11 protein-coding genes are annotated in these 14,568 nt (G+C 58.0%); 4 read left to right on the top strand and 7 right to left on the bottom strand.

What is annotated here, in order from left to right; translation table 11 throughout:
• The first annotated feature begins 74 nt into the window (after nt 1–74).
• Entirely contained in the window at nt 75–1,088 is a 1,014-nt protein-coding gene (locus JNX03_RS06085; protein WP_203211515.1) for a Hint domain-containing protein, read from the top strand.
• A gap of 10 nt (nt 1,089–1,098) precedes the next feature.
• Here JNX03_RS06085 and JNX03_RS06090 read toward each other — a convergent pair whose 3' ends face one another.
• A complete protein-coding gene (locus JNX03_RS06090; protein ID WP_203211516.1) occupies nt 1,099–1,815 on the bottom strand; it encodes an MgtC/SapB family protein in 717 nt (238 codons plus the stop codon).
• A 116-nt stretch (nt 1,816–1,931) separates the two neighbouring features.
• On the opposite strand from JNX03_RS06090, the gene JNX03_RS06095 reads away from it, so the two are divergent.
• The 3 genes from JNX03_RS06095 (at nt 1,932) to JNX03_RS06105 (ending at nt 6,134) form a co-directional block, all read left to right on the top strand.
• Nucleotides 1,932–3,539, top strand: coding sequence for a peptide chain release factor 3 (locus tag JNX03_RS06095; RefSeq protein WP_203211517.1), 1,608 nt, complete (start codon nt 1,932–1,934; stop codon nt 3,537–3,539).
• A complete protein-coding gene (locus tag JNX03_RS06100) occupies nt 3,539–4,474 on the top strand; it encodes a glycosyltransferase family 2 protein (protein ID WP_203211518.1) in 936 nt (311 codons plus the stop codon). The genes JNX03_RS06095 and JNX03_RS06100 overlap by 1 nt, the downstream gene beginning before the upstream one ends.
• A gap of 139 nt (nt 4,475–4,613) precedes the next feature.
• Nucleotides 4,614–6,134 (top strand): DEAD/DEAH box helicase, encoded by a 1,521-nt coding sequence (locus JNX03_RS06105; RefSeq protein ID WP_203211519.1) that lies wholly within the window; start codon nt 4,614–4,616, stop codon nt 6,132–6,134.
• Between the two features lie 73 nt (nt 6,135–6,207).
• Here JNX03_RS06105 and JNX03_RS06110 read toward each other — a convergent pair whose 3' ends face one another.
• Genes JNX03_RS06110 through nuoL form a run of 6 tightly spaced genes read right to left on the bottom strand, consistent with a single transcriptional unit; the run spans nt 6,208 to nt 14,568 of the window.
• Nucleotides 6,208–7,875, bottom strand: coding sequence for a ribonuclease J (locus JNX03_RS06110; protein ID WP_203211520.1), 1,668 nt, complete (start codon nt 7,873–7,875; stop codon nt 6,208–6,210).
• Nucleotides 7,875–8,651, bottom strand: coding sequence for a type III pantothenate kinase (locus JNX03_RS06115; RefSeq protein WP_203211521.1), 777 nt, complete (start codon nt 8,649–8,651; stop codon nt 7,875–7,877). The genes JNX03_RS06110 and JNX03_RS06115 overlap by 1 nt, the downstream gene beginning before the upstream one ends.
• A 19-nt stretch (nt 8,652–8,670) precedes the next feature.
• Entirely contained in the window at nt 8,671–9,405 is a 735-nt protein-coding gene (locus JNX03_RS06120; RefSeq protein WP_203211522.1) for a biotin--[acetyl-CoA-carboxylase] ligase, read from the bottom strand.
• Between the two features lie 51 nt (nt 9,406–9,456).
• Complete coding sequence (nuoN, locus tag JNX03_RS06125) at nt 9,457–10,899, bottom strand: NADH-quinone oxidoreductase subunit NuoN (protein ID WP_203211523.1); 1,443 nt, start codon at nt 10,897–10,899, stop codon at nt 9,457–9,459.
• 13 nt (nt 10,900–10,912) lie between these two features.
• The gene (locus tag JNX03_RS06130) at nt 10,913–12,475 is read right to left on the bottom strand and encodes an NADH-quinone oxidoreductase subunit M (RefSeq protein WP_203212154.1); all 1,563 of its coding nucleotides are present in this window, start codon (nt 12,473–12,475) and stop codon (nt 10,913–10,915) included.
• Entirely contained in the window at nt 12,475–14,568 is a 2,094-nt protein-coding gene (gene nuoL, locus JNX03_RS06135; protein WP_203211524.1) for an NADH-quinone oxidoreductase subunit L, read from the bottom strand. Before nuoL ends, JNX03_RS06130 begins: the two co-directional genes overlap by 1 nt.

The raw sequence follows: 14,568 nt of genomic DNA on the forward strand, positions 1-14,568 counted from the left end.
TACATCATCCTTACCGGTTAACGGAATTCTCACGGTTTCAGGTAAATCATCGCAAAACTGCAAAGGATCCTGCCATGCCAGCCTCTCGCACGTCCCATCCGCATCAGCTTGCCGTGATACGCGGTGATGACTTCCGCGTCAGCCAGGGCGCAAATCAAGGGGATGTTTTGACTGGTGCCTCTGATTTGGTGTTGGACGATCAATATACCTTGGCCAAGGATGCACCAGCGGAGGTTCTGGCCCTGCATCCCGGCCCGGACAACCTGTTTGAGGTTGCCGATGGTGCGTCTGTGGCACGCGCGGGTGCTCAACTTTTGTTGGAAGCGCGGCTGTGCATGATGTCGCCAATGGGGATGATGATGGATGCGCTCTTGCTTGTTGAGACAAACACATCAGGTGCCAACCGCGCGGTTTTCCTGCATCCTTTCTCGCCCCTGATGCCCGGTGTGCCCTATGCACTGGTGGATATTGACCCGGACAATGCGCGACTGTTTTTTGCGCAATCCGGCACGGTGTCACTGGGGCGCGGCACCCTGATCACACGGGCGGGCGGACAGCAAACCCCCGTCGAACATTTGGTTCCCGGCGATCTGATCATGACCCGTGACGACGGTGCGCAACCCCTACGCTGGATCGGGCAGCAAACGCTGCGGGCGGTCGGGGATCTGGCCCCGGTTCTGATCCCGACCGGAACGCTGAACAACCAAAACGATCTGTTGCTCAGCAAGGATCAAAGCCTGTTCATCTATCAGCGGGACGACCGTCTGGGCCTTGGCCGCGCCGAAGTGATGATCAAGGCAGAGCATCTTGTTGACGGCCAGATCATCACCCGGCAAGAGGGTGGTTTTGTTGAATATTATCAGTTGGTTTTCGACAATCACCAGATCATCTTTGCCGAAGGCATCGCCGTCGAAACCATGCGGATCACCCGCCGCAATCGCACCTTGTTGCCAAGCCAAATGTCGCGCCGATGGGGGGCTGCAATCCCTGGCCATTCCGACCGCCCCCATGCCGCATTTGAAATCGCCGCCGCCCCTTTTGGCAGGGAAAGCCCCGCCAGACTGCTGCGCCGCGCCAGCCGGGGCTAGGATGCGAACGCTAGCTGTCGCCGGCCGCCTCATAGCGCAGGCTGCTGATCTTGAGGTCCAGCATCAGCGGATCAAGCGCTTCCTTGAGCGGCGCATCCGACGGACCCGCCACTGTCACACTGAGTTCCAGCCGCAATGCCCCGCTGTCATCCTCGCGCTGACGTTCCAACCCGCTGACATGGAATTCAGGAGGCGGCAAACGGTTCAGAAGCAAAGACCGCACATCCGCCTCATGCTTGGACTGACAAGACACCGTGATATGCGCCTCCGTTACAATCGGCATGCCAGCAGAGGTCTTGGTTTTGAGAAATTTCACCAAGGGCCGCAGGCCCAGATTGACAAAAATGATCATGCCTGTGGCAAGCACCGCAAACAATGGCGCCCCCGCACCGGCCAACAAACCGACCGCAGCAGAACACCACAAGGTTGCCGCAGTGTTCAGTCCGTGCACGGTAAACCCATGCCGGAAAATGATCCCCGCGCCCAGAAAACCAATGCCGGACACCACCTGTGCGCCCACCCGTGTCGGGCTTAATTCATCGGGGAAAAGGCTTGAAAACACGACATAACTTGCCGCACCAAGCGCGACCAATGCATTGGTCCGTAGCCCCGCCATACGCCGGCGCACCTGGCGCTCTGATCCGATCAACCCCCCGCAGACGAGGGCCAAAGCCATGTTCAATGCCGCCGCGGCAAGTGAGATCGGGAGGGTTAAATCTGATTCCATTCAGCCACCCTAACGGGCAGGTCAGCCCTGCGCCAACCAGATCCGACGTAAAGCAGCCCATCACCGCCGCCCAAGCCCGCTTGCCGCCGCGCTGCGCCATCGCTATATGCCAATCCATGTTGGACAACCTCAAGAACCGCCCCGAATTGCCCCCGGAAATCGCCCGTCGCCGGACCTTTGCCATCATCAGTCACCCTGATGCGGGCAAAACCACCCTGACGGAAAAATTCCTGCTGTTCGGGGGTGCGATCCAGATGGCCGGACAGGTCCGTGCCAAGGGCGAAGCGCGGCGCACGCGCTCTGACTTTATGGCGATGGAGAAGGACCGTGGCATCTCTGTTTCCGCTTCGGCAATGTCCTTCGATTTCAAAGAGTTCCGCTTCAACCTTGTGGACACACCCGGCCACTCCGACTTTTCCGAGGACACCTATCGCACGCTGACGGCGGTGGATGCAGCCGTGATGGTGATTGACGGTGCAAAGGGTGTGGAAAGCCAGACGCAAAAGCTGTTCGAAGTGTGCCGGATGCGCGATCTGCCGATCCTGACCTTCTGTAACAAGATGGACCGCGAAAGCCGGGACGTTTTTGAGATCATTGACGAAATTCAGGAAAACCTCGCCATTGACGTGACCCCAGCCAGCTGGCCCATCGGGATCGGACGCGATTTTATCGGATGCTATGACATCCTGCGCGACCGGCTTGAGCTGATGGACCGCGCCGATCGCAACAAGGTCTCGGAATCAATCGAGATCAACGGCTTGGATGATCCAAAACTGGCCGAACATGTGCCGGCCAACCTGCTGGAAAAGTTGCAGGAAGATCTTGAAATGGTGCGCGAATTGATGCCGCCCATGGACGCGAGATTGATGGCCGAAGGATCACTGACGCCGATCTGGTTTGGCTCCGCAATCAACTCTTTCGGGGTCAAGGAACTGATGGAGGGCATCGCCAAATTTGGCCCGGAGCCGCAAATCCAGTCGGCTGAACCGCGTCACATCCTGCCCGAAGAAAAGAAAGTGTCGGGATTTGTGTTCAAGGTGCAGGCCAATATGGACCCCAAGCACCGCGACCGCGTGGCCTTTGTCCGGCTTGCCTCGGGGCATTTTCTGCGCGGCATGAAGATGACCCATGTGCGCACCAAAAAACCGATGTCGATCACCAATCCAGTGATGTTCCTGGCCTCTGACCGTGAGCTGGCCGAAGAGGCATGGGCCGGCGATATCATCGGCATTCCCAATCACGGCCAATTGCGCATCGGCGATACCCTGACCGAAGGCGAAGCGTTGCGGGTCAGTGGCATCCCGTCGTTTGCGCCCGAATTGCTGCAAGGGGTGCGTGCGGGTGATCCTCTCAAGGCCAAACACCTTGAGAAAGCTCTGATGCAATTTGCCGAAGAAGGCGCGGCAAAAGTGTTCAAACCCTCCATCGGTTCGGGCTTTATCGTCGGCGTTGTGGGGCAGTTGCAATTCGAAGTTCTGGCCAGCCGGATCGAGCTGGAATATGGACTGCCTGTGCGGTTTGAAGCCTCACAATTCACCTCGGCACGCTGGGTGAACGGTGATACGCAAGCCGTTGAAAAGTTTGCGGATAGCAACAAACAACATATCGCCCATGACCATGATGGCGACATTGTCTATCTCACCCGTTTGCAGTGGGACATTGACCGGGTTGAGCGCGATTATCCCGACGTGCGCCTGACCGCGACCAAGGAGATGATGGTGTAATGACCACTTGGGGGTTGAGCGCGACTGTCCTCGCCCCTGCCGCGGAAATTCTGCAATTTGCCGCCTACCATCTGGAGGCGGGCGCGCATCGGATCTATCTCTATCTGGACGATGACAACCCCGCCGCCTTTGACGCGCTCAAAGCACATCCCAAGGTCCGTGTGACCCGCTGTGATGCCGCTCACTGGGACCGGCTGGGTATGAAACGGCCCCGCAAACATCAGGTCCGGCAATCGGCCAATGCCACGCAGGCCTATCAACGGGCGAGCGAAGTCGATTGGTTGATCCATATGGATGTGGATGAGTTTCTGGTGTCATCCCGGTCTGTTGCGGCCTCCCTTGCCGCCTGCCCGGCAGACCAGAAAATCGCCCGCATTCGCCCGATGGAAGCGCTGGCAGGTGACGGCACCGCGTTCAAAGCCTTCATTCCCAACGGTCCTGACCGGGCCAAGATCGTGCGCGACCTTTACCCGACTTACGGCGCCTATGTGAAAGGTGGGTTTCTCAGCCATCTGGCCGGCAAGGTGTTTGTACGCACCGGACTGCCCGACGTTCGAGTGCAGATCCACAACGCTTTTCAAAACGATCAGATGCTCAAAGGGCCAGAGCAACATCCCGATATTGATCTCGCCCACCTGCACGCCGCGAGTTGGGACAAATGGATGGCCGCATATCGGTTCCGCGTCGCCAAAGGGTCCTACCGCGCGGAACTTGCGCCGAACCAACCCCGCGACAAGGGCGGGTTGTCGATGCATGAGCTTTTGACAATGATCGAAACCGAAGATGGCGAGGCTGGACTGCGCGCGTTCTTTGACGAGCTTTGCGCAGATACACCCGCAATGCGGGAAAGGTTGGCGGGTTTTGACCTGCTCAAGCGGGCCAATCTTGGCTTAAAGGCAACATTGTCCACACATTTCCCGCAGTTTTTGCTCTAATCGCACATCTGTTTGACGCGATAGCACCAAGTTGTTATGCGAACGCAACATGTAGCGGCCGGGTGGCCGCCCCTTGGGCCATGCGGGCCGACATGAACTGCTGCTGCGGGCCAAGCGTGTCCGCTTTTATCGGATACACATGACAAAATTTTCTGATCTGAATCTGAATCCCAAAGTGCTCAAGGCCGTTGAAGAGGCCGGGTACGAAACCCCTACCCCCATTCAGGCGGGTGCTATTCCCCCTGCGTTGATTGGCCGTGATGTTTTGGGCATTGCCCAGACCGGCACCGGTAAAACCGCCAGCTTTACGCTGCCGATGATCACGCTTTTGGCGCGTGGCCGGGCGCGGGCGCGGATGCCTCGGTCTTTGGTTCTATGCCCCACACGGGAACTCGCCGCACAGGTGGCCGAGAACTTTGACACCTATGCCAAACACGTCAAACTGACCAAGGCATTGCTCATTGGTGGGGTGTCGTTCAAGGAACAAGACCTGCTGATTGACAAGGGCGTTGACGTCCTGATCGCCACGCCGGGCCGTTTGCTTGACCATTTTGAGCGCGGCAAGCTGATCCTGAATGACGTCAAAGTCATGGTTGTGGATGAGGCTGACCGGATGCTTGATATGGGGTTCATCCCCGACATCGAACGTATCTTTGGCCTGACCCCCTTTACCCGCCAGACATTGTTCTTCTCTGCCACTATGGCCCCCGAGATTGAACGGATCACCAACACCTTCCTCAGCAATCCAGAGCGGATCGAGGTTGCCCGCCAGGCCACCACAAGCGAGACAATCACCCAAGGTGTGGTCAAGTTCAAAGCCTCCCGCAAAGATCGCGAAGGGTCAGAGAAACGCAAACTGCTTCGCACTTTGATCGACGCCGAGGGCGAAAAACTGACCAATGGCATTATCTTCTGCAACCGCAAGATGGATGTGGATATCGTTGCCAAGTCACTGAAAAAATACGGATATGATGCCGCGCCGATCCACGGTGATCTGGACCAAAGCCAGCGTACAAGAACGCTTGATGGCTTTCGCGAAGGCGCGCTGAAGATCCTTGTGGCCTCTGACGTGGCTGCGCGCGGTCTGGATGTGCCCTCTGTCAGCCATGTTTTCAACTACGACGTGCCCAGCCATGCCGAAGATTATGTCCACCGCATCGGGCGCACAGGCCGCGCCGGGCGCGATGGCACCGCAATCATGATCTGCGTGCCGCGCGACGAGAAGAACCTCGAAGACGTAGAACGTCTGGTGCAGAACGAAATTCCGCGCCTGGACAACCCGTTGGCCAAGGGTCAGCCGAAAGAGGACGTCAAAGCAGAGACCAAGCCAGCAGAAAGCGCCGAGGGCGAAAAACCCAAGCGCAGCCGCTCGCGCTCCCGCAAGTCAGACGACAAGCCCAAAGAGGCGGCCCAAACGGCGGAAACGCCTTCAAAGCCCGCTCAGGAACAGGCAGCCCCCAAGGCCAAATCCGAGGGCAAGCCCAAGCAGGATGACAAACCCCGCGAGACACAGGGCCGCGACAACAGCCAGAAGGGCCGCAATGACAAACGTGGCCGTGGCCGCAACGATCATCGTGGTGGCCATCAGGTGGTGGGTCTGGGTGATCACACGCCAGAGTTTATTGGCCTCAGCTTTGATGATCGCCGCAACGCGACCTGATCAAACGGACACGCGTACAAAAAAGGCCCCGCAATTTGCGGGGCCTTTTGTTTTGCATGGGTGGAAAACCGGCTCAACTCAGCCGGCTCACCACGATTGTTACTTCCGGCTTTTTGCCGATTTCGTCCTGTGCGGACTGACGCACCACGCGTTTCAGACCATCGTGCAGCTTGTCATCGTCGCGCAATGTCGCTGCCTTGGACCGGCCAAGCCATTGGCGAAGGTCTTCCTCCAGCACATCGACCAGCGGTGCCTTGGATCGGCCCGTTTCCGGCAGCCCCATCATATCCACCCAAGGATCGCCCAGAGGTTCGTCATCGGTGTCCATGATCACAGTCACGGTCACATGCCCATTCAGCGCCATGCGGATACGATCCCGCACCACACCATCAAGCGCACCGATTTGCACCGAACCGTCCAGGTAGGTGCGGCCGGTTTCGATGTATTCCGCCACTTTCGGCTCATTGCCGGACAGATCAATCATCATGCCGTTCACAGCCAGCACACCTTTGATGCCCTTGGCTTCGGCCAGCTTGGCATGTTCGCGCAGATGGCGGTGTTCGCCGTGCATCGGAATCAGCACTTGCGGTTTGACCACATCATGCAGCGTTTCGAGATCCGGGCGGTTGGCGTGACCGGACACGTGATAAAGACCGGAGCTGTCATCCACCACATCCACTCCCTTTTCAGAGAACTGGTTGATGATGCGAATAACGCCGCGTTCGTTGCCCGGGATGGTCTTGGAGGAAAACAGGAACATGTCCCCTTCCTTCATCTCGATCCCCTGATACTTGCCCCGCGCCAGCTGCGCCGAGGCTGCACGGCGCTCGCCTTGCGAGCCCGTCACCAACAGCATCAGATTTTCGCGTGGCACCGCGCGGGCCTCTTCGGGGCTGATCACATTGGGGAAATCCTTCATCACCCCGGTTTCCAGCGCCGCCTCGACCATGCGTTTCATCGCACGGCCCAGCAAGACAATCGACCGCCCGGCCTTGTCCCCCGCCACGGCAAGGGTTTTCACCCGCGCCACGTTGGAGGCAAAGGTGGTTGCGACAACCATTCCTTCGGCGCTTGAAACCAGCTTTTCAATCTCGGGGCCAACGGTCACTTCAGACCGGCCCGGCGCGGGCGAAAAGACATTGGTACTGTCGCAGACCAGCGCCTTGACGCCATCCTTGCAGACTTCGGCCCAAAGATCGGGGTCATAGGCCTCACCCACACCCGGCGTGGTGTCGATCTTGAAATCACCCGAATGGATCACGCGGCCCGCAGGTGTATCAATCACCATGGCCGAGGATTCAGGGATCGAATGCGAGATCGGCAAAAAGCTGATGCTGAATGGACCGACTTTGATCTGTTCTGGATAAGCCCCGACAACACTGATCGCGTCTTCGGGGTGACCGTGTTCAGACATCTTGCGATGGGCGATATTGGCGGTGAACCGGCGCGCATAGATTGGCGCGCGCAGCATGTCATAGGTGTGGGCCACGGCGCCGATATGATCCTCATGGGCGTGGGTGATAAACACCGCCTCAATCTGGTCACGGCGTTCCTTCAGCCAGGCAATATCGGGCAGGATCAGATCCACGCCGGGGCTGCCATCCATGTCGGGGAAGGCCACGCCAAGGTCCACGACGATCAGCCGCTCCTTGCCCGGTTTCCCATAGCCATAGACATAGGCATTCATGCCAATTTCACCGGCCCCACCGAGGGGCAGGTAGATTAATCTTTCACTGCTCATTAGTAAGCATTTTCCTTGTTGTATTTATGGATGACGGTCAGCCCGTGCATCGTCAGGTCATCTTCGATGACGTCAAATAGATCTTCGGTTTGCGCAAACAACGGGGCCAGTCCGCCGGTTGCTATGATTTTCATTTTCTGGTCGCGTTCGGCCTTGATCCGGGCGCAGATCTCTTTGACCAGCCCGACATAGCCCCAAAAGACGCCCGATTGCATACAGGCGACGGTATTAGTGCCTACTACACGCTGCGGCTTGGTAATGTCCACATGCGGTAGCGCGGCGGCGGCCATATGCAGCGCTTCGAGTGACAGATTTACACCGGGGGCGATCACGCCGCCCACATAGGCACCATCCCGGCCCGCCACGTCAAAGGTCGTCGCAGTGCCAAAGTCCACCACAATCAGGTTGCCGCCATGGCGGTCAAAGGCTCCTGCGGTGTTGACCAAACGGTCTGGCCCGACAATCGTGCCCTGATCCACACGCGGAAGCGCTGGCAACAGGCAGTCAGGCTTGCCCACCACCAGCGGGCGACAACCAAAAAACTGATCGGAGAACACCCGCAGATTGAACACAACCCTTGGCACGGTAGAGGAAATGATCACCTCGGTGATCTTTGGATCAATGCCGTAGTGTTCCAGCAAGGTCGAGAACCACGTGAAATAGGCATCCGCCGTGCGCGCATGATGGGTCGAGGTTCGCATGGTGCAGAGGAATTTCTCCCCGTCCCAGATCGAAAAAACCGTGTTGGTGTTGCCGCAGTCAATGGCCAGAAGCATATCTTGGCCTCCTTTTGGGTTAGAAATAGACATCCGCCGCTGTGATCGCGGCGCGGCCATTGGCCGTTTGCAAGATCAGATTGCCCGCCTCATCGACATCCTCAAAGGTGCCAACGGTTTCATCCCGCATTGTGCGGGCAGTGATCACTTCGCCCAGTTTGGCCGCATGAGACAGCCACGCCCGGCGGATCGGGGCAAATCCATGTGCGGTAAACTGGGTCTCCAGCACCGCATATTCCGCCGCGAGTACGTCCAGAAACACCTCAGGTGCGACATTGATATCCAGCGTTCCGGCCAGCGACATCGGCGTCAGCGCCCGCGCCTCGACCTCACCGGCGCCGGGGGCATGGGCCAGATTGACGCCGATGCCGATCACCAGGTGATCGCCGATGCTTTCCAGCAGAATACCCGCGACCTTACCGCCCTTGAGCAATACATCATTGGGCCATTTGAGTGCAAAAGCCTGTGCCTGCCCCGTGACCTCGACAAAGGTCCGATAGAGCGCCAGTGAGGTCACGAAACTGCGCAGGGCAGCCACGCCCGGCTCTTCTCGCCGCCGCATGATCAGGGTGCCTGCAAAATTGCCACGCGGGGTGGACCAGGCCCGCCCGCGCCGCCCGCGCGCGTTGGTTTGTTCCAGCGCCAGTATCCACGCAGGTCCGGACAACGTGGGCGCCATACGCGCCGCCTCGGACAGGGTTGAATCCAGCACATCAAAAACATGCCGCCCATAGCCATCCGGCCAGGCGGTCATGTTTTCACCATGTCTTCAAAGCACGGCATCACAGCCGGCAGGCAGGCACCGTCAGTTGACAAGCGCACCCGCCGCCGCCGCTGCGGCCCCTTCCACGCCAAACATATTGGCAATGCCAAGCACCATGATCAGCGCCGAAGCAATCAGGAAGCCGCCCAATATCCCGCCACGCGAATTGTCGAGCTGTTCGGATTGTTCCTCACCAAAGTACATGTAGAAAACGATCCGCAGATAGTAATAGGCACCGATCACAGAGGCGATCACACCGGCAATCGCCAGCCACACCAGATCAGCCTCATAGGCGGCCCGCAGCACGTAAAGCTTGCCAAAGAAGCCCAGCATCGGCGGCACGCCCGCAAGCGAGAACAGCAGAACCAGCATCGCCAGGGCACGGCCCGGATTGGTTTTGGAGTACATGTTCAGCGACGAAATATCCGTGACCGGTGCGCCGTCCTTCTGCATCATCAGGATGAAGGCAAAGGTGCCGACATTCATCGTCACATAGATCGCCATATAGACCAGCATCGCCTGCACACCCAACACGGTACCGGCCGCCAGACCCATCAGGGCGTAACCCATATGCGCGATGGACGAAAACGCCATCAGACGTTTGATGTTGGTCTGGCCAATCGCCGCAATCGCGCCAAGGAACATTGACAGCACCGAGAGCAGTGCAACAATCTGGCTCCAGTCGCTGACCGCGTTGCCAAAGGCATCATGCAGCACACGTGCAAACAGACCCATCGCCGCAACCTTGGGCGCAGTGGCAAAAAACGCGGTAACCGGGGTTGGAGACCCTTCATAAACGTCAGGGGTCCACATGTGGAACGGCACCGCGGATACCTTGAACGCCATGCCCGAGATCAGGAACACCAGACCAAACAGCAGCCCCAGCGAGACATTGCCCGATTGTGCGGTGGTGATGATACCGGAGAACAGCGTTGTGCCCGCGTAACCATAAACCAGCGATGCACCATAGAGCAGCAAACCAGAGCTGAGCGCGCCCAGCACAAAGTACTTCAGGCCGGCCTCAGTGGATTTGACAGAGTCGCGGCGCAGGGAGGCAACGACGTAAAGTGCCAGCGATTGCAGCTCCAAACCCATGTAAAGTGCCATCAAGTCGCCCGCGCTGACCATCATCATCATGCCCACGGCAGAAAGTGCCACCAGCATCGGATACTCAAACCGCAGCAAACCGCGCGATTTCATATAGCCTTCGGACATCACCAGAACCGCCGCTGCGGACAGCAGGATCGTCACCTTGGCAAAGCGGGCAAAGCCATCCTCGATGAACATCCCATCAAAGGCCACGCGCGTGCCCTCACCCGTCAGGCCAATCCATGCCGCCAGCGCGACAAAGACGATGGCCGTCAGCCAGACCAGCAAACCACCGGTTTTGTCCTTGGTGGTATAGACCGCCCCCATCAGCCCCAACAGCGCAAAGGCTGAGAGCAGAATCTCGGGCAGGATGATATTCAGATCAGCGGAAATCATCGCGTGGTCCTTCTTAATGAGTGGCTTCGGCGGATTGGACAGCGGTATCAGCCGCGTCCAGCGCCACAGTGTAGTTTTCAACCAGCGCCGCAACGGACGGGCCGATCATATCAAGCACCAGTGCCGGATAGACCCCCAAGAGCAGGGTCATCACCACCAGTGGCGCAAAGATCCAGCGCTCACGCGGGGTCATATCGGTGATCGCCTTGAGGCTTTCCTTGATCAGGTCGCCCATGACCACCCGGCGGTACAGCCAAAGTGCATAGGCCGCCGAAAAGATCACGCCGGTTGTGGCAATCGCTGCAACCCAGGTGTTGACCTGGAAGGTCGCCATCAGCGTCAGGAATTCCCCGACAAATCCGGAAGTACCCGGCAGGCCGACATTGGCCATGGTGAACAGCATAAAGATCATCGCATAGGCCGGCATCCGGTTCACCAGACCGCCATAGGCGTCGATGTCGCGAGTGTGCATCCGGTCATAGATCACCCCAACGCAAAGGAAGAGCGCACCGGAGATAAAGCCGTGGCTGATCATCTGGAAAATCGCGCCATCAATACCCTGCTGGTTGGCGGCAAAGATCCCCATGGTGACAAAGCCCATATGCGCAACAGATGAATAGGCGATCAGCTTTTTCATGTCTTCCTGCACCAGCGCGACCAGCGAGGTATAGACAATCGCAATCGCCGACATCCACAACACCAGCGGCGCCATGATATCCGATCCCACAGGGAACATCGGCAGGCTGAAGCGCAGGAAACCGTAGCCACCCATCTTGAGCAGGATCGCCGCCAGAACCACGGATCCTGCGGTTGGTGCCTGTACGTGGGCATCCGGCAGCCAGGTGTGCACCGGCCACATCGGCATTTTCACCGCAAAGCTGGCAAAGAACGCGAGGAACAATAGTGTTTGCATCCCGCCGATGATCTGAACGCCCATCACGCTGAAGGTTTCGGACCCAAAGGTGTGTGTCAGCAAGCTCAGCTCGCAACCGCCGATACATGTGGTGCCCGCCTCGGTAAACATCGCCACCATGGCCACCAGCATCAGAACCGAGCCGAGGAAGGTATAAAGGAAGAACTTGAAGCTGGCATAGATGCGGTTGGCCCCGCCCCAGATGCCGATGATCAGGAACATCGGGATCAGGCCTGCCTCGAAGAACAGGTAAAACAACACCAGATCCAGCGCCATGAACACACCCAGCATGAGCGTTTCGAGCACCAGAAAGGCAATCATGTATTCTTTCACACGGGTGTTCACGTTCCAGGAGGCTGCGATCACCAGCGGCATCATGAAGGTGGTCAGCATCACGAACAGGATCGAGATGCCATCAACACCAAGGCGGTACTTCAGGCCCAGCAGCCAGTCTGCCTCATCGACAAATTGAAACCCGGTGTCGTTGGGGTCAAATTCAAACAGAATGAACAGCGAGATCAGGAAGGTCACCGTGGTGGTGATCATCGCGAGCCACTTGGCATTGCGCCCCGCAGCCTCATCATCACCGCGCAGGAAAATGGCCAGGATCAGCGCCGCAAAGGCGGGCATGAACGTGACAATGGAAAGCAGATGCGAGTCCATCAGTTTGCCCCCCCGCTCATCGTCATCCATGTGACAAGGACCGCGATCCCGATCACCATGGCAAAGACATAGGTAAAGATGTAGCCCGATTGCGCCTTACCGGCCAGACGGGTGAAGAAGGGGACGATGCCCATGGCGACGCCGTTCAAAGTGCCGTCAATCACGTTGCCATCTCCGCGCTTCCACAAGAAGCGGCCAAGTGCCTTGGCAGGGCCGACAAAGACCACGTTGTAGATCTCATCAAAGTACCATTTGTTTTTCAGGAATAGATAAAGCGGCTTTTGGTTTTCGGCCAAACGTGCCGGCAGGGTCGGGTTCCAGATGTAGAACCACATCGCCATGAGAAAGCCGCCCAGCATCGCGATGAAGGGACTGACCTTAACCCATTTCGGGGCGTCATGAGCCGCATCCAGCACATGGTTATCCGGAGCAAAGTAGAGCGCGCCATCACCAGGGTTGCCGCCAAAAGCCGCGTGGTGTTCACCGTCAGAAGCGCCATGATCACCTTCGCCGTGATCGGTTGACGCGCCATCCACTTGGGCGTCGCCATGCCCGGCCTCTTGGGCCAGCGGAATGTCATAGAACTCCGCAATCTCGTCAGTGTGCCCAAAGAAGCTGCCATACCACAACATGCCCGAGAACACCGCGCCCAAGGCCAGAACCCCCAGAGGGATCAGCATGGTCATCGGCGATTCATGGGCGTGCTCATGGGTGTGCTTGTTGCCGCGCGGGGTGCCATAGAATGTCAGGAAGATCAGGCGCCAGCTGTAGAAGCTGGTCATCGCGGCAGCCACAACCAAGAGCCAGAAGCCATACATAGACCCGCCGCCCCAGGCGCTTTCGATAATCGCGTCCTTGGACAGGAAGCCCGCGAAACCAATATGCGTCAGCGGAATGCCAACACCGGTGATCGCCAGCGTACCAATCATCATCGCAGCAAAGGTATAGGGGATCTTTTTGCGCAGACCGCCATAGTTCGTCATGTCCTGCTCGTGGTGCATCGCGTGGATCACCGAACCGGCCCCAAGGAACAACATCGCCTTGAAGAACGCGTGGGTGAACAGGTGGAACATCGCGGCGGAATACATGCCTACGCCTGCAGCCACGAACATATAGCCCAGCTGCGAACAGGTGGAATAGGCAATCACTCGTTTGATGTCGGTCTGAACCAGACCCACTGTCGCGGCAAAGAAAGCTGTTGTTGCACCAATCACGGTCACGAATGTCATGGCCTCAGGCGCAAATTCCATCAATGGGGACATGCGGCAGACAAGGAATACACCTGCGGTCACCATGGTCGCAGCGTGGATCAGGGCAGACACCGGGGTCGGGCCTTCCATCGCGTCCGGCAACCATGTGTGCAGGAAAAGCTGCGCAGATTTGCCCATCGCGCCGATGAACAGCAAGAAGGCAATCAGGTTGGCCGCATTCCATTCGGTCCACAGAAAGCCAACGGTCTGTTCAGCCAGCTGCGGTGCCGCAGCGAATACATCGTCAAAGCGTATGCTGTCGGTCAGGTAGAACAGCGCGAATATCCCCAGCGCAAAGCCAAAGTCGCCCACTCGGTTGACCACAAAGGCCTTGATCGCGGCAGCATTGGCGCTTGGCTTTTTGAAGTAGAAACCAATCAGCAGATAGGAGGCCACGCCAACCCCTTCCCAACCAAAGAACATCTGCACAAGGTTGTCAGAGGTCACGAGCATCAGCATCGCGAAGGTAAAGAACGACAGATAGGCAAAGAAACGCGGGCGATAGCTTTCGTTTTCACCAAAGTTCTCGTCGTGGGCCATGTAGCCAAAGGAATAAAGATGCACGAGGCTGGAGACCGTGGTCACAACAATCAGCATGATCGCGGTCAGACGGTCCAGACGGATCGACCAATCGGTGCTCAGGCTGCCGCTTTCGATAAAGCGCAGGATCTGGATATGCTCTGTGGGTCCCTCAAAGGTCAGGAACGTGAGCCAGCTCAGCGCGGCGGACAGGAACAAAAGCGCAGTTGCAACCATCTGTGCAGGTCGTTCGCCGATGATCTTCCAGCCAAAGCCGCAGATCAATGCGCCAACCAGAGGGGCAAAAAGGAGTGTGGTTTCCAT

The sequence above is a fragment of the Sulfitobacter mediterraneus genome (assembly GCF_016801775.1).
GTDB classification, from domain to species: domain Bacteria; phylum Pseudomonadota; class Alphaproteobacteria; order Rhodobacterales; family Rhodobacteraceae; genus Sulfitobacter; species Sulfitobacter mediterraneus_A.